This window comes from Rhodococcus jostii NBRC 16295 (assembly GCF_001894825.1).
GTDB lineage: Bacteria > Actinomycetota > Actinomycetes > Mycobacteriales > Mycobacteriaceae > Rhodococcus_F > Rhodococcus_F jostii.
This window is the reverse complement of sequence record NZ_BCWY01000086.1, coordinates 17165-38314: the sequence shown is the minus strand read 5'-3', so window position 1 is coordinate 38314 and position 21150 is coordinate 17165. Positions and strand designations below refer to the sequence as shown.

Annotated in this window: 24 protein-coding genes; 16 read left to right on the top strand and 8 right to left on the bottom strand. The window is 65.9% G+C overall.

Annotated features, from left to right (window positions below):
- Both RJ1_RS35850 and RJ1_RS48185 read left to right on the top strand, forming a co-directional pair.
- The coding region (locus tag RJ1_RS35850; RefSeq protein WP_143169583.1) for a helix-turn-helix transcriptional regulator at positions 1–239 on the top strand (239 nt) is incomplete at its 5' end.
- 417 nt (positions 240–656) lie between these two features.
- The gene (locus RJ1_RS48185) at positions 657–854 is read left to right on the top strand and encodes a hypothetical protein (protein WP_240319836.1); all 198 of its coding nucleotides are present in this window, start codon (positions 657–659) and stop codon (positions 852–854) included.
- Here the strand turns inward: RJ1_RS48185 and RJ1_RS35835 are convergent, their stop codons facing one another.
- Positions 855–1424: a CGNR zinc finger domain-containing protein gene (locus RJ1_RS35835; RefSeq protein ID WP_073367538.1), complete on the bottom strand. Its 570-nt coding sequence runs from the start codon at positions 1422–1424 to the stop codon at positions 855–857.
- 109 nt (positions 1425–1533) lie between these two features.
- Between RJ1_RS35835 and RJ1_RS35830 the strand changes: the two genes are divergently transcribed.
- Positions 1534–2706: an epoxide hydrolase family protein gene (locus RJ1_RS35830; protein WP_073367535.1), complete on the top strand. Its 1173-nt coding sequence runs from the start codon at positions 1534–1536 to the stop codon at positions 2704–2706.
- 324 nt (positions 2707–3030) lie between these two features.
- Here RJ1_RS35830 and RJ1_RS35825 read toward each other — a convergent pair whose 3' ends face one another.
- Positions 3031–3678 (bottom strand): superoxide dismutase family protein, encoded by a 648-nt coding sequence (locus RJ1_RS35825; RefSeq protein ID WP_073367533.1) that lies wholly within the window; start codon positions 3676–3678, stop codon positions 3031–3033.
- Positions 3679–3726: 48 nt separating this feature from the next.
- On the bottom strand, positions 3727–4200 hold the full coding sequence (locus RJ1_RS35820; RefSeq protein ID WP_073367530.1) for a DUF1931 family protein: 474 nt from the start codon (positions 4198–4200) through the stop codon (positions 3727–3729).
- Between the two features lie 250 nt (positions 4201–4450).
- Between RJ1_RS35820 and RJ1_RS35815 the strand changes: the two genes are divergently transcribed.
- The 5 genes from RJ1_RS35815 to RJ1_RS35795 all read left to right on the top strand — a co-directional run bounded on the left by RJ1_RS35815 (position 4451) and on the right by RJ1_RS35795 (position 6436).
- A complete protein-coding gene (locus RJ1_RS35815; protein ID WP_073367527.1) occupies positions 4451–5008 on the top strand; it encodes an STAS domain-containing protein in 558 nt (185 codons plus the stop codon).
- Positions 5005–5235 carry a hypothetical protein gene (locus RJ1_RS35810; RefSeq protein ID WP_073367524.1) on the top strand — a complete coding sequence of 77 codons (231 nt, stop codon included), beginning with the start codon at positions 5005–5007 and terminating at the stop codon, positions 5233–5235. The genes RJ1_RS35815 and RJ1_RS35810 overlap by 4 nt, the downstream gene beginning before the upstream one ends.
- Positions 5236–5337: 102 nt before the next feature.
- Entirely contained in the window at positions 5338–5580 is a 243-nt protein-coding gene (mbp1, locus tag RJ1_RS35805) for a microaggregate-binding protein 1 (RefSeq protein ID WP_073367521.1), read from the top strand.
- Between the two features lie 47 nt (positions 5581–5627).
- A complete protein-coding gene (locus RJ1_RS35800; protein WP_073367518.1) occupies positions 5628–5897 on the top strand; it encodes a DUF7218 family protein in 270 nt (89 codons plus the stop codon).
- 41 nt (positions 5898–5938) lie between these two features.
- Positions 5939–6436, top strand: coding sequence for an anthrone oxygenase family protein (locus RJ1_RS35795; RefSeq protein WP_074873030.1), 498 nt, complete (start codon positions 5939–5941; stop codon positions 6434–6436).
- Positions 6437–6514: 78 nt separating this feature from the next.
- Here RJ1_RS35795 and RJ1_RS35790 read toward each other — a convergent pair whose 3' ends face one another.
- Positions 6515–7120, bottom strand: a complete 606-nt coding sequence (locus RJ1_RS35790) for a TetR/AcrR family transcriptional regulator (protein WP_073367505.1) — start codon at positions 7118–7120, stop codon at positions 6515–6517.
- A gap of 240 nt (positions 7121–7360) precedes the next feature.
- Here RJ1_RS35790 and RJ1_RS35785 point away from each other — a divergent pair, with 240 nt between their 5' ends.
- A complete protein-coding gene (locus RJ1_RS35785; RefSeq protein WP_073367502.1) occupies positions 7361–8311 on the top strand; it encodes a metal-dependent hydrolase in 951 nt (316 codons plus the stop codon).
- The gene (locus RJ1_RS35780) at positions 8311–9471 is read left to right on the top strand and encodes a hypothetical protein (RefSeq protein WP_073367500.1); all 1161 of its coding nucleotides are present in this window, start codon (positions 8311–8313) and stop codon (positions 9469–9471) included. The genes RJ1_RS35785 and RJ1_RS35780 overlap by 1 nt, the downstream gene beginning before the upstream one ends.
- Positions 9472–9501: 30 nt before the next feature.
- On the opposite strand, the gene RJ1_RS35775 is transcribed toward RJ1_RS35780, so the two are convergent.
- Entirely contained in the window at positions 9502–10260 is a 759-nt protein-coding gene (locus RJ1_RS35775; RefSeq protein ID WP_073367497.1) for an IclR family transcriptional regulator, read from the bottom strand.
- Positions 10261–10416: 156 nt separating this feature from the next.
- Between RJ1_RS35775 and RJ1_RS35770 the strand changes: the two genes are divergently transcribed.
- The 5 genes from RJ1_RS35770 (at position 10417) to RJ1_RS35750 (ending at position 16097) form a co-directional block, all read left to right on the top strand.
- A complete protein-coding gene (locus RJ1_RS35770; RefSeq protein WP_073367495.1) occupies positions 10417–11640 on the top strand; it encodes a CaiB/BaiF CoA transferase family protein in 1224 nt (407 codons plus the stop codon).
- 16 nt (positions 11641–11656) lie between these two features.
- Positions 11657–12808 (top strand): acyl-CoA dehydrogenase family protein, encoded by a 1152-nt coding sequence (locus tag RJ1_RS35765; RefSeq protein ID WP_073367492.1) that lies wholly within the window; start codon positions 11657–11659, stop codon positions 12806–12808.
- Complete coding sequence (locus RJ1_RS35760) at positions 12808–13836, top strand: acyl-CoA dehydrogenase family protein (RefSeq protein ID WP_073367489.1); 1029 nt, start codon at positions 12808–12810, stop codon at positions 13834–13836. The genes RJ1_RS35765 and RJ1_RS35760 overlap by 1 nt, the downstream gene beginning before the upstream one ends.
- Positions 13837–13929: 93 nt before the next feature.
- On the top strand, positions 13930–15303 hold the full coding sequence (locus RJ1_RS35755) for an MFS transporter (RefSeq protein WP_073367487.1): 1374 nt from the start codon (positions 13930–13932) through the stop codon (positions 15301–15303).
- A gap of 14 nt (positions 15304–15317) precedes the next feature.
- Positions 15318–16097 (top strand): enoyl-CoA hydratase/isomerase family protein, encoded by a 780-nt coding sequence (locus tag RJ1_RS35750; protein WP_073367484.1) that lies wholly within the window; start codon positions 15318–15320, stop codon positions 16095–16097.
- 102 nt (positions 16098–16199) lie between these two features.
- Here the strand turns inward: RJ1_RS35750 and RJ1_RS35745 are convergent, their stop codons facing one another.
- Positions 16200–16973, bottom strand: coding sequence for an AraC family transcriptional regulator (locus RJ1_RS35745; RefSeq protein WP_073367481.1), 774 nt, complete (start codon positions 16971–16973; stop codon positions 16200–16202).
- Positions 16974–17076: 103 nt separating this feature from the next.
- Here RJ1_RS35745 and RJ1_RS35740 point away from each other — a divergent pair, with 103 nt between their 5' ends.
- A complete protein-coding gene (locus RJ1_RS35740; protein ID WP_205415403.1) occupies positions 17077–17844 on the top strand; it encodes a sulfite exporter TauE/SafE family protein in 768 nt (255 codons plus the stop codon).
- A 93-nt stretch (positions 17845–17937) separates the two neighbouring features.
- Here RJ1_RS35740 and RJ1_RS35735 read toward each other — a convergent pair whose 3' ends face one another.
- Positions 17938–19557 carry a sigma-54-dependent Fis family transcriptional regulator gene (locus RJ1_RS35735; protein WP_073367478.1) on the bottom strand — a complete coding sequence of 540 codons (1620 nt, stop codon included), beginning with the start codon at positions 19555–19557 and terminating at the stop codon, positions 17938–17940.
- A gap of 58 nt (positions 19558–19615) precedes the next feature.
- Positions 19616–21064 (bottom strand): aldehyde dehydrogenase, encoded by a 1449-nt coding sequence (locus RJ1_RS35730; RefSeq protein ID WP_073367476.1) that lies wholly within the window; start codon positions 21062–21064, stop codon positions 19616–19618.
- Between the last annotated feature and the right edge of the window lie 86 nt (positions 21065–21150).

The window sequence follows — 21150 nt, the reverse complement described above, 5'->3', positions numbered from 1 at the left end:
CCCCACGCGAATGCCATCTCACTGCGCTGTGCATCCAAGGGCGATCGACTAGGGAGATGGCGCACGCAATGTCGTTATCCGTCTACACAATTCAAGACCACATGAAGTCGATCTTCGACAAGACCGGGGTGCGCAGCCGCGGGGAACTGGTGGGGCAGATATTCCTCGAGCACTACGCGCCACGCTGGGAGCTTGCGGCATCCCCGCCATCCGGATGGTGGGCGAAGGGCATCAACTGAATTCGCCGAACTCTCAGCTGTGCGTATCTGCTTCACGGCCAATGGCGCGCCAACCAAGAAGGTTCACCGCCCGAACCATCTCTCCTTCCACGACGCTGGCGCTCACCGACAGTTTGCCGGCGACCGGGAAGGTGCCCCTCGCACATTCTGTCGCCGCCGCAGCGAACGGAGGTGGCCCCGATTCCCTCCGTTCGTCCTGCAAGCCCAATCCCAATTCACACGACCAACGGCCGGCTCCGCGAGTCCGGCAGGCAGCGCCATATAAAGCCGCGAAATCAATGCCACTTATCGCCGTGAGTCACAGACAACCCGTGTCGAGAAACTATGTCGAAATCCCCTGTGCGAGGTAGTGTCGACACACGCTGATCGGCTACGCACGGGTCTCCAGCGCAGACCAGAACCCCGACCATCAAGTCGATGCGCTGCGCCGCGCCGGTGTCGCCGCCGAGAAACATCCACGACGACCAGGCGAGCGGCGCGAAGGCGTCACGGCCCCAACTCGAACCACCAGTCGGTCGCGTCGAGATCTTCGATTTCGGAAATTACTTCCCCATCAAGTGGGAAGCCGACAAGGCCGTATTCGAACTCCACGGCGACCGTATCCGCGGGCAGTAGTCAGCCACTGGTGTTCTTGCGCTGGTTGGCATTGAAGCGCGCCTTTTTCTGACGATTCCCGCACGTGTTCATGTCACACCATTTGCGGGTGCGACTTTGGCTGGTGTCGAAGAAGGCGGCTTGGCAGGTTGGCGATGCGCACAAGGCCAATTTTCCGTCTCGTTCGCCTGCGATGATGCTGATCGCGTCGGCGGCGATCACGCCTAGGGCATCTTCTACGCAGGAAGCCGAGCTGAGTCGCCATTGCCGATTGCTCTCGGGCGTCAGGACAGCCGCGGCCCGACCCTGGATGCTGCAGTCATTGATGACTTGGACAGCAGACGCAGGGAGAGCGTCTTGGATCGCGGTCGCTGTCGCGGCGGCGTGAATTGATTCCCTCAGTTCCCGAGCGAGTTCGAGCTGGGCGGTGGTGCAGGAGTCCACGGCGAGGCCGTTCACTGCCAGCCAGTCGACGAGTCGCTGCGGCGTGGGAATGCGCTCCACAGCGTCGCCCTGACGCTCCGTCAGAGTCGCCGTGAAGCTGGTCGCTAGCACGCTACCGAGGCGAAAGTCAGGGAACCCAGCAGGCATGGAACCACCTTAGCTGGTTGCACGCAGGCATAAAGCCGTGCTAGAACCGTCTAAGCCGGTTCTCGACAGGTCGTAGCCTGTTCCACGATGACCAGGAGGTGCAAATCTCATGAACCGTCCCACCAGCGACGTGCAAGCATGTGAAGCCCACGCAACTGACGCTGACCTCGACGATCTGCGCGCGCGACTGGCCGCCGCGCGGCTACCGGAAGCCGAGACGGTCTATCGCGCCGCGCCCGACCCTCGCCGATGGGAACAGGGCGTTCCTCTCGCCGACCTCGTCGACGTCGTGAACTACTGGCGCACCGGGTACAACTGGCGGTCGTTCGAAGATCGACTCAACCGTATCGGCCAGTTCCGCACGACCATTGATGATCTGGGAATCCACTTCCTGCACCGCCGATCCGCGCGCGCAGATGCCACTCCTCTGATCTTGACGCACGGCTGGCCAGGCAGCATTGCCGAGTTCATCGATGTAGTGGACGAGCTGGCAGATCCGAAAGATGCAGACGCGCCGGCGTTCCACGTCGTGGTCCCGTCGCTACCAGGCTTTGGTTACAGCGACAAGCCGGCCACCACCGGGTGGGGAACCGAAAAGATCGCGGCCGCATGGGTGGAACTGATGGGAAGGCTCGGCTACAGCAAGTTCGCAGCCCACGGCGGCGACTGGGGAGGGAATATCACCACGGTTCTCGGCGGCCGGTTCCCGGCGCACGTTCTCGGCATCCACACAACGTTCGCGGAGGCGCCGCCCGGGTTGACAACGGACGGGCTGACGGCCGTCGAGCGCAGGTGGACCGAGGAAACCCGCGATTTCTGGCGCCACCGCGCGGCGTACGCGAAGCAGCAGGCGACCCGACCGCAGACCATCGGCTACTCGCTCGTCGACTCACCGGTCGGGCTTCTTGCCTGGATCCTTGACAAGTTCGCTGAGTGGACAGATACCGAAGACAGCCCGTTCGAGACGATTTCCAGAGACCGCATTCTTGACGACGTCACCCTGTACTGGCTGACGCGGACCGGCGCATCGTCGGCCCGCATCTACTACGAAAGCCACAACTCGCTCGACCCTGAACTTCGGGTCGACGTCCCGTCAGCAATCACTATGTATCCCCGCGACATCGAGAAGTGTCCGCGCCCCTGGGCACAGGAGCGGTACCGACAGATCGTCCGATGGAGGTCGCCCGAAACCGGGGGACATTTCCCGTCGCTGGAGGTTCCCGAGTATTTCGTCAAGGACCTGCAAGAAGGCCTCGCGGCAGTGCTGGCCGCCAATCGGTGAACGCCGCGGGGTGCCGGGACTCGAAAGCAGTCCGAGGATCCGAGCTGCGCGCCGAATGCTCGGCCCGGCGAGCGTCCCAAATCCGCAGCCCAATTGTAGATTTGGGAGGAACCGGCGCTCTCTCTTGCACCCAAGGTCATTCGATCAAGTGCATGAGCCGAAACGCTGCATAATCGGCACTACCATGCATTCGGAATCACTGAGACACCCTCTGCGCCTCGCAGTTTCGGTCAATGCGTACGACTGTTGGGCCGCGGGAAGGGACGGTAGTCGGATGGGATCTCCAGGGAATTGTTCGGGGTGTGCGGCGTGGATGTAGCGGCATCAGAAGTCCTCATCGATGCAGGCCAGGCGATCACCGGCCATGCCGGCCTGGCCGGGCCCGGTCATGGTGCGCTGTGCGTGAAGCACCACGGAGTTGGCCTCACCGTCGCGGAACTCCCAGTCGACGGTCGTCGACGCCTGGGCGTTGCCGTTGGCGTCCGTGGTGACGTCGAGCCAGATTTCGTTCTGCGGGTTCGCGTAGGCCGGATCCGACGACGGCTTCTCCGGGGTGGCCGCGGGGTCGACGTCGTTCTGATAGTGCGGCCCCGAATCCGACGGTTGTGGCCCGCACGGCCGTGTGTGCGCGTGCACCCCGAAGTCGCGGTTGGGAGCGAGGCCGGTTGCGTTGAACGTCACCGTCGTGCGGCCGTTCTCCCCCTCGGATTCGATGTTCACGGACGAACCCACCGGGACGGCGGCTTCGTCGTAGGTGAAGGCGTTGTCGTCGCCGACGCCCTCCCCCGGCAACTGGAAGGCTCCTTCCGGTCCAGGCAGCACGGGCACGCCGGTGGTCGTCGTTTCGAGAGACGCGGGAGGTGTCTCGACGGTGGCCGACACGTCCGGCGACGAATCGTCGCTGCCGCACCCGGCGGCGACGAGGACGGTCAGGGACGTTCCTGCGATGAGAAATACGCGTCGTGTGTCCATGATTTCGGAATTACCCGAGATGCGCGATGCCGAACCACGCACGAAGAGTCAGAGGTAGAGGTCGACGAGGGCGCTGATCGTCGACCAGTGGGGGCCGTGGGACCGCAGAAACCTCACGTCGGGGTAGACGGTGCGGAATGTCCGTGCGAGCGTCGCGCTCAACCCGCCGGTGATCTCGGGAAGGCGCGCCTGGGTCTCGCTGGCGAGGATCCGGTCGAGGGGTGGGTAGGTGGCCAGCCGCGCCAGCACCGGTTCGACCCGCAGTCGCGGACCGAGCTCGCGGAACAAATCGATGTTCTCCTGCAGCCCCTTGGTGATCGGTAGGTCGGTGAGTTCGATGATGTATCGGTGCTGGGCTGCGGCGCCCTGCTGGGCGACGAGGAGCAGGTCGTAGAGTTTGCCGGTGACGATGTCGTCGAACGGACGAAAATCGTCACGGCCGACGCCCACACTGGCCACGACCCGGAAGATGTCCTGGAACTGGTCGAACGTCATCACCCTCGCGGCTTCCGCAGCGTCCATCGGGTGATCATCCTCCCGTGGCGAGGGGTCTGGGAAGGCACCCACGGCACCCCCTGCGTTTCTGTCGGCACGTGCGCCTTCCGGACAGTCGGAATCCGATACGTGTGCAGGGTTTTCTTCCGCTCTCAGACGCGTTATCTTCTGATCACTGGTTGAGCCCACAGCCTGGCAGACACAGCCCGCCACCGGTTTCGGATCGTCGACCTGGTTTGGTTCGGTTCCGCGGCCGGTCACACCCCGGGAGCCACTCATGGCCTACTTTCGCTCCATCTTCGATTCTCCCGCACACGTGCAGTCATCGTTGTCCGGTACCGCCGAATGGGACAACGCCGATCCCGGCCAACCCGGCTTCCGCATCGAGATCGACGAACCCACCGCCGGGCCCGGGGTGATCCGAGTGCACGGCGACGTCGACGTGGTCACCGCCCCGATACTGAGCGCCTGCCTGGCCGAGGCGCTGCTCACCGGCCACAGCGTGGTGGTCGACCTCCTGCACGTTCCGTTCATCGGATGTGCCGGGCTGGCCGCACTCGACGACGCCGCCACCCGTTTGTCCGAACAACGATGCCTCCTCACCGTTGCCGCCCCGGCCCGCCTGCACTCGACTCTGGACCGGGTCGGAATCAGCACGGCGGTGCGCTGCTTCGACACCGTCGCCGAAGCATTCCACGCGGCACTCGCACACCCCGCCACCACCGCAGATCGCGAACCGACGTTCCCGATCCTCGACCGACCCCGTTCGCTGCACTGCTCCCTCGCAGCCCTTCCCTCCACTGCCCGCCTCGACCGAGAAGGAACCGCCCGATGACGCACCGGTCCCCGTGCTCCACCCAGTCGTCCGCGTGGTCGACCGCATGGATCAAGGGCCACCTCGATCGCATGGATCGCGTCGAGCGAGGCAACGACCTCGGGAACAGGGATGCTGACACCGCTCAGCCATCGCAGATCGAAGACTCCCCGCCCACGCCCCTGCGCCCCGACCTGGTCGAGCGGATGAAGGGCGTCGCGCGGCGACACCTCTGGCTGGCCGGCTGACCAGCCGTTTGAAGCGCCGAGTGCACGGGTAGGCGAAGAAGTGGAAAACGAACGTGCCCGGTGCAGTTGCTGGCACGTACCCACCGACGAGGGGAAGAACCAGTGGTTGACGACAAGTCAGGTCCGGCCGAAGGCGTCAAGGGTGTCGTCGAAGACGTGAAGGGCAAAGCCAAGGAGGCGGTCGGTGCCGTTACCGGCCAGGACGATCTGACCCGAGAAGGCAAGGCGCAGCAGGACAAGGCGGAGGCCCAGCGGGAGGCAGCGGAAAAGGAAGCGGCGGCGGAGAAGGCCCGCGGTGAAGCCGGCATCCACGAACAACGCGAGCGCGCTGAGCAGGACAAGTAGACCGCCCGGGGGCGCAGCACCGTCACTGTAGATGGGAGAAGTACCAGATGCCGAACAAAACTTCGCAGCCCCAACTCAAAGACGAAGAAATGTACGAGGAACTGCGTGAGAAGGGCGATTCCAAGGATAAGGCGGCACGAATCTCCAACGCCGCAGCCAACCGCGGCCGCTCGAACGTCGGAAAGTCGGGCGGGAAGTCGTCTTCATACGAGGACTGGACAGTCGACGAACTGAAGAAGCGGGCCAAAGAGCTGGATTTGCACGGCTATTCGAAGCTGAACAAGAAGGAGCTCATCGACGAGCTCCGCAACCACTAGGCCCCTGTTGCCGCAGGGGCGCCGCCGAGGGATCAGTGGCGATGCCTGGACGGACCATCGAGACCATTGCGGTCGCCACTACCTCGGCGTTCGCCGGCGCCGCCCTGCTCACCCAGACGGTGATCGTCCCGGGTTGGCGGGCAATGGATCCGACGGACTTTCTCGCGCGTTTCCCTGTCGCCGGTCCGGTCACCGGGGCCACGGTGTTCCCGTTCGAGATCGCATCGGTCCTGCTGCTCGGGGTCGCGACGTATTCGGCCGTCAGAAATTCGCGCCCCGGTCGCCTCGCGTGGGCACTGGCCACCTCGGCGATGGTCGCCACCCTCGTCCTCGTCCCGCTGTACTTCCTGCGCGCGAATCTCGCACTCCTCGACCCCACCTTCCCTCCGGACGCCGTGCCCGCTGCGCTCGCCGCCTGGTACCGCTGGAACTGGATACGCACAGGGTTGGGACTCGTCGCTGCCGCCCTGGCCTGCACCGCTCTTATCGCCGGCCGCGGCGAACACACCCCGCCGGCTCGGTCTCGAGATTCTCCGTGACGGCGCGGTCGGCGACCCGCTGAGCGCCTGCCGCCGACCCATTCTTTCTCCGCCGCAGCCTCGTCACCCAGCGCGCCTCTAGGCCGGACCGCCCGGGGCGGCGACAGCGGCTCCCACCCACCGTCGCAGGTAGGCACGTAGTTCGTCCTGGCTTCGCGGCGGGCTTCCGGGTGAGATGAAGAACGACTGCATCGTCCGCAGCTGGTATTCGACGAGATCGCGGAGGGCGGCCTCGCCGTAGCCGTGTCGCTCCCAGTCGACGTCGAAGCGTTTGATCATCATCATGCCGAAGGTGAGGGCTTCGTCGGACGTGATTCCCTCGGCATGGGAATGCGACCCGGAGAGCATGATGCCGAGCTGCGGAATGCGGGGCGCTTCGTCGAGCGTGTAGATCACGGCCTCGACGACGGCATCTGCCGGATCCTCGATGCCTGCGACGTGGTGCGTCAGGCGGTCGAGGAATCCGTCGACAGCGGCGATGGCTGCGGCGTGGAGCAGGGAGTCGGTGCTGGGGAAATAGCGGTACACCGTCTGACGGATGACACCGAGGGAATCCGCGACGTCGGCGATGCTGATCGCCGTCCCTTTCCGGCCGATGAGCTCGACCGCGGCGGCAACGATCCGCCGGGACGCTTCGTCGTCGCTTCCAGGCGGACTGCCACCCCACCCACGCCTGCCTGCCACTGCCTGCCCCTACCTCTCGCAATGCGCCGTCGGTCCGAACAGTCGGCGCACTGCCCGACCCGGACTCCGAGGTTACCGCGAGCACATTTTGCGCCCGGAGAACGGTTTCGCAGACGCTCTCCGGGAATCTCCCGAACTTAATCATACAAACATGACCCTATGTGTATGGTGTCGATTGTCGGGGCTTCTCCCTGCCCCGAGGCTGCAGCCACTCATGCCGCACGAGACGAGGAACCGCACATGACCGACCTGCACCCCAGAAAGATGGATTTCGCGTTCGAGGAACAGGACGTCCCGTTCCTCTGGAATCCCGACAACCCGGCCTGGTCGAGCATGTCCAACGCGATCTCGTTCCTGGCCGTCGGCTTCGAGAAGATGATCGTCAAGGCGATCATGCAGGCCAAGCCACTGATGACCGACCCCGAGGTCGCGGAGGAGGCCGTGGCGTTCATGCGCCAGGAGGGGCACCACTCGACCGCACACCGCCAGCACGTCAAAGCTCTGATAAGGCGGTACCCGGGACTCCAGAACACCCTCGACGCGGTGATCGGCGAGTTCGACCTCCTCACCGAGGCGACCAGCCTGAATTATCGGCTCGCCTACACCGCAGACCTCGAGGCGACCTTCACACCGGTGTTCAAGCTGATGCTCGACAACGAGGCGACCCTCTTCCGGCCGGGAGACGACCGGGTTGCGTCCCTGTTCATCTGGCACTTCGTCGAGGAGGTCGAACACCGGAGTTCAGCCCTGGTGATCTTCAATTCCCTTGTCGGAGATGAGCTGTACCGGATGCGGATGGCCCCGTCGATCTTCGCGCACGTGATGAAGGTGATGAGGATCGCCTCCGCCGGCTTCAACCAGCACGTCCCGCTCAGGGAGCGGAAGGTCGACGCGATGTCGATGTTCGCCACGCACCGCGTCAAGCAGAAGCTGCTGATGTCGTTTGCGCCGTACCTGAGCAAGGGCATAATGCCGCGCGCGTTCGACGACCTCCCGCGCGGAGCGCAACTCACCGCCCTCGCCGGCATCGTCCGTAGTCAGATGCCGAAGCACGATCCCACCCACGAGAAGCTGCCCGCGCTCGCCGCCGAGTGGTTCGCCCGTTACGACGCCGGCTACGACTGCACCCGCTGGTACACCGCCGAGTCGCGTGAACCCCGGAGCGAATCCGTTCCGGCGGTGGTCAACTGATGACCGATCTCTGCTCCCCCACCTTCGATCAGCTCTCGACGGCGCTCGGATTCTCGTGCGCGGAGGCCGGCGGACTCGTCGAGGTCCGTAATCCGTTGGCTCTGGAGAACTGGACGCTGCCGGTTCTCGAGCTCACGATCGTCCTCGGGTCGGTACTCGCGCTCGCGTTCGCGATCCTGCGCTGGCGCCGCAACGGCGATCCGACCAATCTGGTTCTCTGGTTCGGTGCCACCGCATACCTGTTCGTCATCGAACCGCCACTGTATTTTCCGGCCGCCTTCGGGATCGAAGAGCACGTGGATACGATGTTCGCGCACAACGTGTTCACGGTCGACTTCCTGTGGGGCCGGCTGCCGCTGTACATCATCGCGATCTATCCGCTGATGGCCACGCTGGCTTTCGAACTCGTCCGGATGCTCGGCGTCTTCCGGAAGTACGGTGTGCTCGTCGGCGCGGTCTGCGTCGGCTTCGTGCACCACGCGTTCTACGAAATCTTCGACCAACTCGGACCGCAACTGAGGTGGTGGGAATGGTCGACCACCAACCCGATCAACCAGCCCATGTTCGACTCGGTCCCGCTGCCGAGCGTGGTGGTGTTCGCGGCCCTGTGGCCGATGTCGCTGGCCCTGTGCGTCCAGTTCTTCGTGGGACGCTATGCCGACCGGGGCCGGGACTTCACCGGGCCCGAACTGGTGTGGCGCACAATCGTGATCGGTCTCCTGGCGTCGGCGGGCACGTTCATCCTCCCGATCCCGGCGACGGTCCTCGGAATGGGTAGTACCACCGTCCGGGGCATCGTCTACGCGGCGGAACTGCTGATCGTCGTGCTCGTCGCCATCCCGATCCTGATCCGGCAGTGGTCGCGGCTGCGCCGGGGGACGTCCGACGTTCCCGCGTACTCGAACGACTTCGTCCGCGTCTACAGCGTGGTGTACCTCGTTGCGATGGGCGTGCTGTGGGTGACCGCGCTGCCCGACTTCTTCGGTGCCGTCGACGGTGTCACGAGCAACGGCGATCCCATCGGGAACCTCTGGTACACGATCGCCTGCTTCGCGATCGCGATCCTCTGCGTCGCCGCCACCTTCACGGTGCCGCGGGGGTCCGCCGCGGGACGCGGCCCGATCCCCGGTGCGGGCGCAGTGCCGAACGCGGTCCGATAGACGAAACAGACCGGGTGGCGACGTGGCTGTTCACCGCTCGATGTCGCGTTCGGACCATCCCTGGGCGCCCTGTTTCAGGATGTCGACAAGGCGGTCCCGGTCCTGCGTGATCACGGCGTGTGGGGCGATGACACCGACGGTAGCAACGATCCTGCCGTTCTCCCGGACAGCGATCGATACTCCATCGCCTTGCTCGGATGCGTTGGGGGAAGCACAGATTCCGGTCTGCTCTATCTCGGGCAGGGCCGCGAAAAATCTGTCGGCGAGCGGTTGCTCGTCTTCGGGGAGATTGCGGATATAGGCCCAGAGGTCCCGCTTCTCCATGCCAGCGAGCAGTATCCACCCGCCGGAGGTGCGGATGAGGGATCGTCGGACATAGTTCTCGGCGAGATAGGCGAAGCGAGGATCGGACGAACAGTAGTCCACGTAGAAGATGTTCGGTCCGACGGCAATCGAAAGAACCGTCGTCAGTCCGGTCCGGTGGTGGATCTGTTCGAGGTCGGTGTGTGTCACTGCCGCGACCGGCTGCCGGCCGGCCAGGCGGTTGAGCAGATAGGGCGCGCTGCCGAGCGAATAGCGGCGATCATGTTCGTCCAGGTATCCCGCCGAAACCAGTCCGTTGACGAGCGACTGAATCGAACTGACCGGCGCTGCGAGTTCTTTCGCGATCGCGCTGAGGGTGACGCCGTCACGGGATCGGGCCGCACATTCGAGGATCGACGCGATGCGGTCCACGGTGCGATGGCGGGCGCGAGCCCGCGCTCCTGCGGCATCGTCCGGTTGCCCCATGGCCAACCCTCCTCGCGTCTGACGTTCACCCTGGTTGGCGAACTGCACCGAGTGTACCGCTTACATATATACGTAAACAAATCCTCTATTGCGTAAGGCGGGATTGAGCTGTCATAGTTCTCGCAGTGCCGCCCGTCACAGCGAAAAGAGGTTTTCATGCAACTCACACGGGGTGCCCTGACCGGTCTTCGGATCATCGACCTGACGACCGTGATCATGGGGCCGTTTGCCACCGCGACCCTGGCCGATCTCGGAGCGGACGTGATCAAGGTGGAAAACCTCGATGGCGACATGAGCCGTGACATCGGCGCTCGGCGTCACGAGGGGATGAGCGCTCTGACGTTGAACCTGCAGCGCAACAAGCGCAGCATCGCCCTCGATCTCGCGTCCGAAGACGGTCGGCAGGTTCTCGACGACCTGATCCGGGATGCGGATGTCCTCGTCACCAACCTGCGGCCGCGGTCACGTGAGAACCTCGGCGTCACCTACGAACGTCTGGCACAGATCAACCCGGGTCTGATCCTCTGCACCGCACAGGCATACGGTTCCGAGACCGCGTACCGCGACTACCCGGCCTACGACGACATCGTCCAAGCCGCCTCCGGGGCTGCCAAGCTCTCCGAACTGATCGACGGTGCACCGCGGTACGCGCCGTACGTCATCGCCGACAAGGTCGTCGGCCTCTACATCGTCATCGCCGTGCTCGCCGCCGCCGTGGAGAAGAAGGTGACCGGTCTCGGCCAGGCGGTCGACGTGCCGATGGTGGACTCGATGATCGCCTTCAACCTCGTCGAACATTTCGGCGGACACACCTTCGCTCCGGCGGAAGGCGACTTCGGCTGGGCACGCGTACTCACTCCGGAACGCGTACCGCACCAGACCTCCGACGGCTGGATCTGCATCATGCCGTATTCGTCGGAGAACTGGAACGACTTCTTCACGGCCGCCGGCCGCGCCGACATGGTGAACAATCCCCGATACGCGACGGTCGACGACCGCCACCGACACATGGGCGAATTGCTCTCGGCCATCCGCGAAGTCGCACCCGAACGCACCACCACCGACTGGCTCACCCTGTGCGAGGCGCACGGCATTCCGGCCTCGGATCTGCTCGACCTCGCGAACGCACACGACGATCCCTATGTCCGCGACCAGGAACTGATCACCAAGCACGAACACCCCACCGAGGGGGAGTACTACGCCACCCGAACTCCGTTCACGATGTCCCGTACTCCGATCTCGTTGACACGTCACGCGCCGCTGCTCGGTGCAGACACCACCGCCGTGCTGACCGAACTCGGGTACCCCGAGGAGCACATCCACGCATTAGCCGACGCCGGCATCGTCAAGACCACCTCGGCCGAGCCCGCATCGGCCTGAACGGAAAGAACACACCATGACGTCCCTTCGACTGGTCCCTCCGGTCGCCGACGATCCGCATGCAATGGATGCATTGCGCGCGGAGGTCCGTGAATTCCTCGCCACCCAGCGCGCCGACGGCAAGATCGGCCGCCAGGTCGACAGCTGGCTCACCGGGTGGGACGAAGACTTCTCCCGAGCCCTGGCAGCCCGCGGTTGGCTCGGCATGACCGTGCCCGTCGAGTACGGCGGCCACGGACGCAGCCACCTCGAACGCTTCGTCGTCACCGAGGAACTCCTGGCCGCCGGCGCCCCCGTCGCCGCGCACTGGATCGCTGACCGGCAGATCGTGCCCTCACTACTCACATTCGGCACCGAACTCCAGAAACGCACGTACCTGCCGGCCATCGCCGCCGGCGAGTGCTTCTTCGGCATCGGCATGAGTGAACCCGACTCCGGCTCGGACCTGGCGAGTGTGCGTACCAAAGCCACCCGCGTCAAGGGCGGCTGGTCCGTCACCGGCACCAAGGTCTGGACCTCCGGCGCCCACAAGGCCGATGCGTTCATCTGCCTGGCCCGTACCAGTCCTCTCGATCCCGCGCACCGCCACGACGGGCTGAGTCAGTTCATCGTCGACCTGCGCGCGCCCGGCGTCGACATCCGTCCGATCCGGTCGATGAACGGGCGACACCACTTCAACGAGGTCCTCCTCTACGACGTCTTCGTCGGCGACGACATGGTCTTCGGCACCATCGGTCACGGATGGCGGCAGGTCACCTCGGAACTGAGTTTCGAACGCAGCGGACCGGAGCGCTTCCTGTCCACGTTCTCCCTGCTCGCCGAGACGGCCGAGCAGATGCGCGAGGACTCGTTGCCGCGGCACACCGATCTCGGCCGGTACGTCGCCCGCATCGCGGGCCTGCACCAGATGTCCACCGCCGTAGCCGGCGCACTCGGACGCCACGAACCGGCCGATACCCCCGCCGCCGTGGTCAAGGTCCTGGGTACCTCCACCGAAGGCGATGTCGCCGATCTCGCGGATCTGCTCACGGGCGACGGCGCACCGAACCGCGCCGAGTACCGCTCGATGCTCGACGACGCTGTCGCCCAACGCCCCGGATTCACCCTTCGCGGCGGCACCAACGAAGTTCTGCGCGGCGTGATCGCGCGAGGATTGGGGATTCGCTGATGAATGCACCGACCACCGTCGACCGGGACCTCGTGGACATGATGTCCGCGGTCTTCGCGAGCCACCGGGAGCAGAACGAGGCGGACGGCGACGTCACGTCCGGCGAGGCGAGTCTGTGGAACCAGCTCGACGAGCTCGGACTCGTCCGGCTCACCGGCCCCGAAGAGTCCGGCGGCAGCGGCGCCGGTTGGTTCGAGGCAGCCGAACTGATCCACGCTGCCGCCTGGCACGGCGTCCGCATCCCACTCGCCGAACACGATCTGCTCGCGGGCTGGCTTCTCGACACTGCCGGACTGCCCACCGACACCGCCCGCCGCACGGTATGCCTGCTCGACCACAACGGCACCGCCGTCGGCGTACCGTGGGCCGCCCGGGCCGACAAGGTCGTCACCGCATGGCGTGATGCCGACACCTACCGCATCGCCGATGTCGACGTGTCGTCCCTGATCATCACAACCGCCACGAATGCCGCCGGCGAACCGCGCGACACCGTCACCACCGACACCACCGTCTTGTCGGGAACCCCGGTACCGGACGCCGTAATCAACCAACTGCTGTTGCGCGGCGCCCTGATCCGGGGCCTCCAGGTCTGCGCCGCACTCGATCGAATTCTCGATCTGTCGATCACCCACACGACCGAGCGCGTGCAGTTCGGCCGCCCCCTCGCCCGATTCCAGGCCGTGCAGAACCTGGTCGCCGACATCGCCGCCGAGGCCGCGCTCGCCCGCGCCGCGACCGAAGCCGCCCTCACCGAGGCCGTGCGCACCGACTGGTCCGGCACGAAACTCGACTTCCTCGTCGCAGTCGCCCGCTCCTGCGCCGGTCACGCCGCCTCGGTGGTAGTCCGCAACGCCCACCAGGTACACGGCGCGATCGGCACCACCCGCGAACACCAACTGCACGAATTCACCCAACCCGCCCTCGCCTGGCGCTCGGAATTCGGATCAGTCCACAGCTGGGACGACAAGCTCACCACCGCCGCGGTCGCCGCGGGCCGCGAGGAGCTGTGGGCGCTCATCACGGCATGAAACGACCGAAACGACTGACACCCAGCCACTTCCATGTCAGACCACCCACCCCGGATGGGCTGACGGAAGCGATAACCTCCTGAGGAGCCCGCCATGACGTCCGCACCGTCAACCGGCCCCGCCGACACCGGCGAACGCAAGCCCCGCAGCTTCTACATCAAATCGATCTTCGCCGGGTCGATCGGCAACATGATCGAGTGGTTCGACTGGTTCGTCTACACCACCTTCGCGATCTACTTCGCCGGCCAGTTCTTCCCCAAGGCCGACACCACAGCCCAACTGCTCAACACCGCGGCCATCTTCGCCGTCGGGTTCCTCGCCCGGCCGGTGGGCGGATGGCTACTCGGCCGGCTCTCCGATCGCAAGGGACGTAAGGCCGGCCTGACCATCACAGTGTCACTGATGTCGTTCAGCGCCCTGCTCATCGCCATCGCTCCGAACTACGAGACCGCCGGCTACGTCGGCGCCGGCATGCTCGTCATCGCCCGCATCCTGCAGGGCCTGTCGGTCGGCGGTGAATACGCCACCTCCGCGGCGTACCTCACCGAGGTGTCGAAGAAGGACTGGCGTGGTCTCGGGGGGAGCTTCCAGTACATCTCCGTCACACTCGGCCAGATCGCCGGCGTCCTGCTGCTCATCATCCTGCAATTCCTCCTCAGTGAGCAGCAACTGACCTCGTGGGGCTGGCGCATCCCCTTCGTCGTCGGCACCGTCGCTGCCGTCGCCGTGTTCTACCTCCGACGAGGCATGCACGAGACCGAGGCGTACTCGGCGCTCGAACACAGCAGCAAAGGCGCGCAGCGCGGCACCCTTGCCGAGGTGTGGAGGCACCGCAAGGCCGCGTTCCTCGTCCTCACACTCACCCTCGGCGGTTCGGTCGCCTACTACACCTACACCACGTACCTGACCAGCTATCTGGTCAACAGCGTCGGGCTGTCCAAGGAAGATGCTGCACGCGTGAACTTCATTGCGCTGGTGGTCTTCCTGTTCCTGCTGCCGCTCGGCGGCTACATCTCCGACAAGATCGGCCGCCGCCCGGTCCTGATCTTCTTCGGACTCGGCACCACCGTGTTCACCTACCCGATCCTGCAGGGCATGCAGCACTCGCCGACCTGGCTGTGGTGCCTGATCTACACCCTGATCGGCCTGACCTTCGTCGCCGGGTACTCCTCCGTCAACGCCGTCGTCAAGGCCGAGCTGTTCCCCACCGAAGTGCGCACCGTCGGCGTCGCAATCCCCTACAACATCGCCCAAGCCGTCTTCGGCGGAACCGCCTCCTACATCGCCCTCGCCCTGCGCGACGCCGGCCACGAGAATTACTTCTTCGTCTACGTCTCGGTGTGCGCCGCCATCTCCCTGCTCACCTACCTGTTCATGCGGGAAACGCGCGACGTGGACCTGGTCGGCAAAACCGAAACCACGTATCCCAACCGGGCCGGGGCCGACAACCTCGACGCTCGCATATAGACAAGGAATCTGACATGGCTGACCTCGAATACACCGTCAAAGACGGCATCGGCACCATCCTGCTCAACCGCCCGCACCGCAAGAATGCCTTCACCCTCGACATGCTCGACGCATGGGCCGAGGCCCTCCGCTCGGCCCGCCTCGACCCCGAGGTGCGCGTCGTACTCGTCACCGGTGCAGACGGATCGTTCTGCGCCGGTGTCGATCTCGACGACTTCGCCGAGATCACGTCCACCCTCGGTCGCCAGGAAGTCCTGCAGAACCGCGTGCACCGCGTCGCCGCCGCCGCAACGGAACTCGACAAGCCGCTCGTCGCCGCCGTCGACGGAGTCGCCGTCGGCGCCGGCATGGACATGGCACTCGCATGCGACATCCGACTCGCCTCGACCCGGGCAAGATTCTCCGAAGCGTACGTCCGCGTCGGCCTCATCCCCGGCGACGGCGGCGCCCATCTGCTCCCCCGCATCGTCGGCCAGGCCCGCGCCCTCGAACTGCTGTGGACCGGACGGTTCGTCGAAGCCCCGGAAGCCCTCGACCTGGGAATCGTGCTCTCCGTGCACACCCCGGAGGAACTGCCCCTCGCCGTCGGCGACCTGTGCCGGCGCCTTGCCGACGGCCCGCCCGTCGCGATCCGCGCAATCAAGCGCCTCGTCCGCAACGGCGAACGCGTCGACTTCATGACCTCGCTGTCAATGGTCGCCGCCGAACAAGCCGTCGTACAGTCCACCCAGGACTCCGCCGAAGCGATCGCCGCGTTCCGCGAAAAACGAACGCCCACCTTCATCGGCGCATAATCGAAGTCGCCCTGCCCGGTGTTGCGTCCGATGCCGGCGAGTTCCGCTCGCGCAAGGTCCGGGTCCGCGATACCCCCGCCACCGTGCGGCCGCTTCGCCGGGTTACGCCTGAGGACTCAGCCTGAACGCGCTGGGCGGCGAGCCGAGGATGCGGTGGAACATGGTGGAGAAGGCGGCCGGACTCGCGTATCCGAAGTCGGCGGCAACTGTGGACACCGCGTCGCCGGAGGCCAGGGACCGAAGAGACGACAGCACGCAGGCCCGGCGTTGCCACTCGGTCACACTCATCGACGTTTCCTGCCGGAACATCCGATTGATCGTCCGCTCGCTGACGTGCAGCGCGTCGGCCCACCAGCGCGGCGACGTGCGGACGTCGGGTTCGCGAAGGAACAGTTGGCACTGCTCCCGCAACGCCCGGTGCACGGGGAGCGGAAGATCCAGCGGCAACGCGACACATCGCGCCACCTCGTGGAGTATTAGCGCCATTAACGCTGCATCTCGCCCGTGAACGGCGTACTCGATCGGGACTTCGTCGGCTTCGACGAGCAACTCACGTAGCAAAGGTGGTACCTGAACGACGGTGCATGTCGACGGAAACCACGGCACGGCAGACGGTTCCAGGTACAGGCTCCGCGTGGACACTCCGCGCATGGTGACCGCATGCTCGGTCTCCGCTGGAATCAGGACCGCACGATCCGAGGGCACGATCCACGACCCGTGCGCGGTAGTCACGTCCATCACTCCGCCGACGCCGTAGAGAAACTGGGCTCGACGATGGCGGTGCGGCGCAAGAACGTGCCCGTAGGAATAGTCCGTACCGATCGCGAGAACGTCGCGGCCCAGTCCGTCGTAGTCCTCCAGCGTGCAATTCCTCACCCTACGACGGTACCCAAGCGTGTCCGAATCACAAAGACTATTGGCGTGTGTGCGAATGCGCGCCACGCCCGTGGCCGTTAGCGTGAAACCAGTGATACATGCGATCCCGGCCCTGGTCCTCTTCGGTGTCCTCATCGGCGTCACCACCGTTTTCTTCGGCTTCGGCGGCGGCTTCGTGGTCGTACCCGTGATCTACGGGATCGCTGCCGACCGACCGGATGCGATGCATGTCGCCGTGGCCACGTCGACCGCGGTGATGGTCGTCAACGCGTCGGTCGCGACGCTCACCAGTCGCGGTTCGGGCCTCATCAGGCGCGAATACGTCTGGCCTCTCGCCGGTTTCGTCGCGATCGGTGCCGCTGTCGGTGCGTGGGCAGCGACTCTGGCATCCGAATCGCTTGTGCACCTTCTGTTCGTTGCGTATCTGATAGTCACGATCGTCGACAGCCTGGTCCGCAAGGGGTTCCTCGGGCGATCCACCGAACCACGCCCACTCGGGAAGTGGGTGGCCAGTGGCGGCGGTATCGGAATCGGAGCGGTCGCCAGCTTTCTCGGGGTAGGCGGCAGCGTCATGACGGTCCCGCTGCTGCGACGCAGGGGGTTGACGATGGCGGCGGCCACTGCCATGGCCAATCCACTCAGCATTCCCATCGCGGTGGTCGGAACCCTGGTATACGCCCTACCCCACCACGGAAGCACCTCCGGCACAATCGGCTACGTCGACGTGGTCGCCGCCGGCGTCCTGCTCGCCGCATCGCTTCCGACCATCACCATCGCTCGGCGATTCGTCCGGCGCGTACCGGATCGCACCCACGCGATCGCGTACATCGTGCTGCTGATCGTGTCGCTGATCGCGATGGTCGCTGTGTGATCTCGCGGCACGTGTGAACAAACGAACTCGGACAGACCAGGTCCATTGCGGACCTGACCCGAGCGACGTGCTTCACCGCTGAGGTTTTGTCCTTCAGCCCGAGCCTGTCGACGTGTCGATTCCGTAGGACCGGATGACGCGGTAGAGCGTGGTGCGGCTGATCCCCAGCTGGAGTGCGGCCGCCTTCTTGTTTCCGCCGACGTCCCGGAGTGTCTTGACGACGGCGTCGCGCTCGGCCTGTTCCAGCGGGGTCAGGTGCCGGGTCATCCGGCCGCGCCACTGCGCGGGGAGGTCACCGACGGTGATGTCCCCTGCGCTGCGGGTGCCGCTGGCAGCCTTGACGGCGGTGTGCAGTTCGCGGAGGTTTCCGGCCCACTGCTGTCCGGCCAGGGCTTCCAGCGCGGCCGGCGTGAAACGCACCTGTGCCGACCCGCCGAGCTCCTCGAGCACCTTGTTGACCAGGGCGGGAATCTCGGGACGACGATGCCGCAGCGGCGCGAGTTCGATCCGCTCGGTGCAGTGGGAGACGAGGGCCGCATGCTCGGGCGGCAGATCGTCGACCGGCGCACTGGTCATGACGACCCGGGCGCGCGCCGAGCGCAGGTCCTCGGCCGTGCGCCGGGCCAGCGACGTGGGAAGCAGATCCACCGCTTCGAGGACGACACAGCCCGGCTCGGCGAGCCGGCTCCGCACCTGCTCGGTCCACGCCTGACTCCCCAACTCGGCAACCTGGGTCGCGTCGAACCAGGTTCCCGCCCCGTCGACGGCTGCGCGGGCCGCCGTCGTGCGACCGGTGCCGGGTTCACCGGTGATCAGCACCGACCCGATCGGCGCAGCGGGCCCGGGCGACAGCGTCGTCGATCGGGAGGCCGGCCCGGTGCCGAACGTGAACAAGGCGGCGCCGCTGCCGGGGATCCGGAGCACCGACGCCGTGAGGAGTCGTCCCGCCGACAGCTGCACGTCGTGCGTGATCTCCCGGTCCAACGGCGCCTCGACTGCCAGCGCACGCAGCAGCGCATGGTCCGCCGGTTCGAGGATCTGCACGGCGGCCGTGTTCGCGAGCAGGATGTCGTCGCCGATGGCGATCACCGGGCTCGTCCGGGCCCGCACCGTCGCGTCCTGGAAGCTGTGGAAGATCCGGAGCTCGGCCTGTCGCGACTCCTCGAGGAGCCGCTCCCCGATCTGGCGGGCCGACCGAATCACGAACGGCGCCAACAACGGACTGTCGTCCTCGCTGAGACACGTGATGTCGAGGACGCCCTCGATCCGGCGCGTGACCGGGTTGACGACGGGCTGGCCATAGCAGCTGAACTTCTTCAGCGCCTCGATGTAGTGTTCCTCGCCGCGCACGGCGAGTCCGCGGCGGAGTTCGAACGCGGTCGCGATCGAGTTCGTGCCGGTGGTCTCTTCGAGGAATCGGCGGCCTTCCACCGTGCCGACCTGCTCGAGTTTCGGTTGCAGGTCTCGTTCGCCGTAACGGAGGTCGACGAGGCGGGCGTTGCGGTCGGCGAGGATGACGGCGAACCCGGCGCCCTCGAGTTCCCCGGCCATCTCGTCGAGTACCGGTGCGGCGGCGACCATGAGCCGGCTGCGCCGGTCGACTTCCTCGATCGCGGCGTCGTCGACCGACGCGCCCGGGAACAGCCCGCTCATCGCCACGCGCTGCCAGGACTGCGCGATGAGCGGGCGTGACGAATTGTCGAGTTCGGTCATGTCCCGACATTCCCTTCCACAGCTGTTCCCGTCCGAGCTTACGTCCGACACCTCACCTCTACCCCAGGTAGACGGACTTCAGTTGCTGGTAGTTGGTGAGCGCTTCGGGTCCGAGTTCGCGGCCGATGCCGCTGGCCTTGACGCCACCGAACGGGGCGGTGGGCTCGGGCAGATACGTGTTGACGCCGATGGTGCCGGTCTGCACCCGCTTCGCCAGCGCCAGCCCCCGGTCGGGGTCGTTGGTCCACACCGTTCCGCCGAGTCCGTAGTCGGAATCGTTCGCGATGCGGACGGCCTCGTCGTCGCCGGAGTACGGAATCACCGACAGCACCGGGCCGAAGATCTCCTCCTGGGCGATGGTGTGGTTGTTGTCGACGTCCGCGAAGATCGTCGGTTCGACGAACCACCCCTTGTCCCGGTCGGCGGGTCTGCCGCCGCCGATGGTGACGCGGGCACCGTCACCGCGGCCCTTGGCGATGTACTGCTCGACGCGCTCGCGCTGCGCGGAAGTGGCCATCGGACCGATCTGGGTGGCGTCGTCCAGGGCGTCCCCGACCTTCAGTGCGCCCGCGAAATCGGTGAACAGGTCGACGATCTCGGCGTAGCGCGAGCGCGGCGCGAGCACCCGGGTGCCGAGGAAGCACGTCTGCCCGTTGTTGAGAAGCGTTGCCGTGAAGAGTTTCTCGGCCACCGTCTGCAGGTCGAGGCCGGCGTCGTCGAGCACGATGGCCGCCGACTTGCCGCCCAGTTCCAGCGTGACCGGCCGCAGCAGCCGGCCACAGACCTCGCCGATCGACCGGCCGGCCGCGGTGGAACCGGTGAAGCTGATCTTGTCCACACCGGGATGCGCGACCAGATGTGCGCCGACCTCGCGGCCACCGGGCACGATGTTGATCACCCCGGCCGGGATCCCCGCCTCGGCGACGGCCTCGGCGAAGACGAAGGCGTCGAGCACGGTCTCCGGGGAGGGCTTGATCACCAGCGTGCACCCCGCCGCCATCGCGGGCGCGTACTTGAACGCGGCGAGGGTCTGCGGGAAGTTCCATGGCACGATCGCACCGACCACGCCGAGCGGTTCGCGGCGGACCAGGGTGTTTCCGCCGAGCAGTCCGGGGCGCGTCTCCTCGGTGACGGTGTCCCGGGCCAGGCCGGCGTAGTAGCGCAGCAGGACGACGGGGAAGGCGCCCTCGAGTTGGCGTGCCACCGCGACCGGCATGCCGTTCTGTGCGCTCACCCTCTGCACGACGTCTTCGGCGCGGCGCTCGAGCACATCGGCGAGGCGTTCCATTGCGGTCGCACGCTCGGCCGGGGCCCAGTGCGCCCACCCGGCCGGGTCGTCGAACGCACGCCGGGCGGCCGCGACCGCGGCGTCGACGTCGGCTTCCTGCGCTTCCGGCACCGAACCGATCGGCTGCTCCGTGCTCGCCGAGATCGCCGTGATCCTTGCGCTCGTGCTGGGCGCGACCCACTCGCCGCCGATGAACAGAGCGTCGTAATGCACATCCATGAGAAGTCCCCTGAGGAAGTCGTCGGGAAAGATCAGAACGTGATGCCCGCGCCGAGTTTTCGGCAGTAGTGCATCCGCGTTGTGAC

Coding starts and splice junctions, on each gene's coding strand:
- RJ1_RS35760 (WP_073367489.1), top strand. CDS start 12,808: ATGAATGCACCGACCACCGTCGACCGGGACCTCGTGGACATGATGTCC.
- RJ1_RS35835 (WP_073367538.1), bottom strand. CDS start 1,424: ATGCCTGCTGGGTTCCCTGACTTTCGCCTCGGTAGCGTGCTAGCGACC.
- RJ1_RS35780 (WP_073367500.1), top strand. CDS start 8,311: ATGACCGATCTCTGCTCCCCCACCTTCGATCAGCTCTCGACGGCGCTC.
- RJ1_RS35810 (WP_073367524.1), top strand. CDS start 5,005: ATGACGCACCGGTCCCCGTGCTCCACCCAGTCGTCCGCGTGGTCGACC.
- RJ1_RS35735 (WP_073367478.1), bottom strand. CDS start 19,557: ATGACCGAACTCGACAATTCGTCACGCCCGCTCATCGCGCAGTCCTGG.
- RJ1_RS35830 (WP_073367535.1), top strand. CDS start 1,534: ATGAACCGTCCCACCAGCGACGTGCAAGCATGTGAAGCCCACGCAACT.
- RJ1_RS48185 (WP_240319836.1), top strand. CDS start 657: ATGCGCTGCGCCGCGCCGGTGTCGCCGCCGAGAAACATCCACGACGAC.
- RJ1_RS35785 (WP_073367502.1), top strand. CDS start 7,361: ATGACCGACCTGCACCCCAGAAAGATGGATTTCGCGTTCGAGGAACAG.
- RJ1_RS35770 (WP_073367495.1), top strand. CDS start 10,417: ATGCAACTCACACGGGGTGCCCTGACCGGTCTTCGGATCATCGACCTG.
- RJ1_RS35750 (WP_073367484.1), top strand. CDS start 15,318: ATGGCTGACCTCGAATACACCGTCAAAGACGGCATCGGCACCATCCTG.
- RJ1_RS35730 (WP_073367476.1), bottom strand. CDS start 21,064: ATGGATGTGCATTACGACGCTCTGTTCATCGGCGGCGAGTGGGTCGCG.
- RJ1_RS35820 (WP_073367530.1), bottom strand. CDS start 4,200: ATGGACGCTGCGGAAGCCGCGAGGGTGATGACGTTCGACCAGTTCCAG.
- RJ1_RS35795 (WP_074873030.1), top strand. CDS start 5,939: ATGCCTGGACGGACCATCGAGACCATTGCGGTCGCCACTACCTCGGCG.
- RJ1_RS35800 (WP_073367518.1), top strand. CDS start 5,628: ATGCCGAACAAAACTTCGCAGCCCCAACTCAAAGACGAAGAAATGTAC.
- RJ1_RS35755 (WP_073367487.1), top strand. CDS start 13,930: ATGACGTCCGCACCGTCAACCGGCCCCGCCGACACCGGCGAACGCAAG.
- RJ1_RS35815 (WP_073367527.1), top strand. CDS start 4,451: ATGGCCTACTTTCGCTCCATCTTCGATTCTCCCGCACACGTGCAGTCA.
- RJ1_RS35775 (WP_073367497.1), bottom strand. CDS start 10,260: ATGGGGCAACCGGACGATGCCGCAGGAGCGCGGGCTCGCGCCCGCCAT.
- RJ1_RS35825 (WP_073367533.1), bottom strand. CDS start 3,678: ATGGACACACGACGCGTATTTCTCATCGCAGGAACGTCCCTGACCGTC.
- RJ1_RS35765 (WP_073367492.1), top strand. CDS start 11,657: ATGACGTCCCTTCGACTGGTCCCTCCGGTCGCCGACGATCCGCATGCA.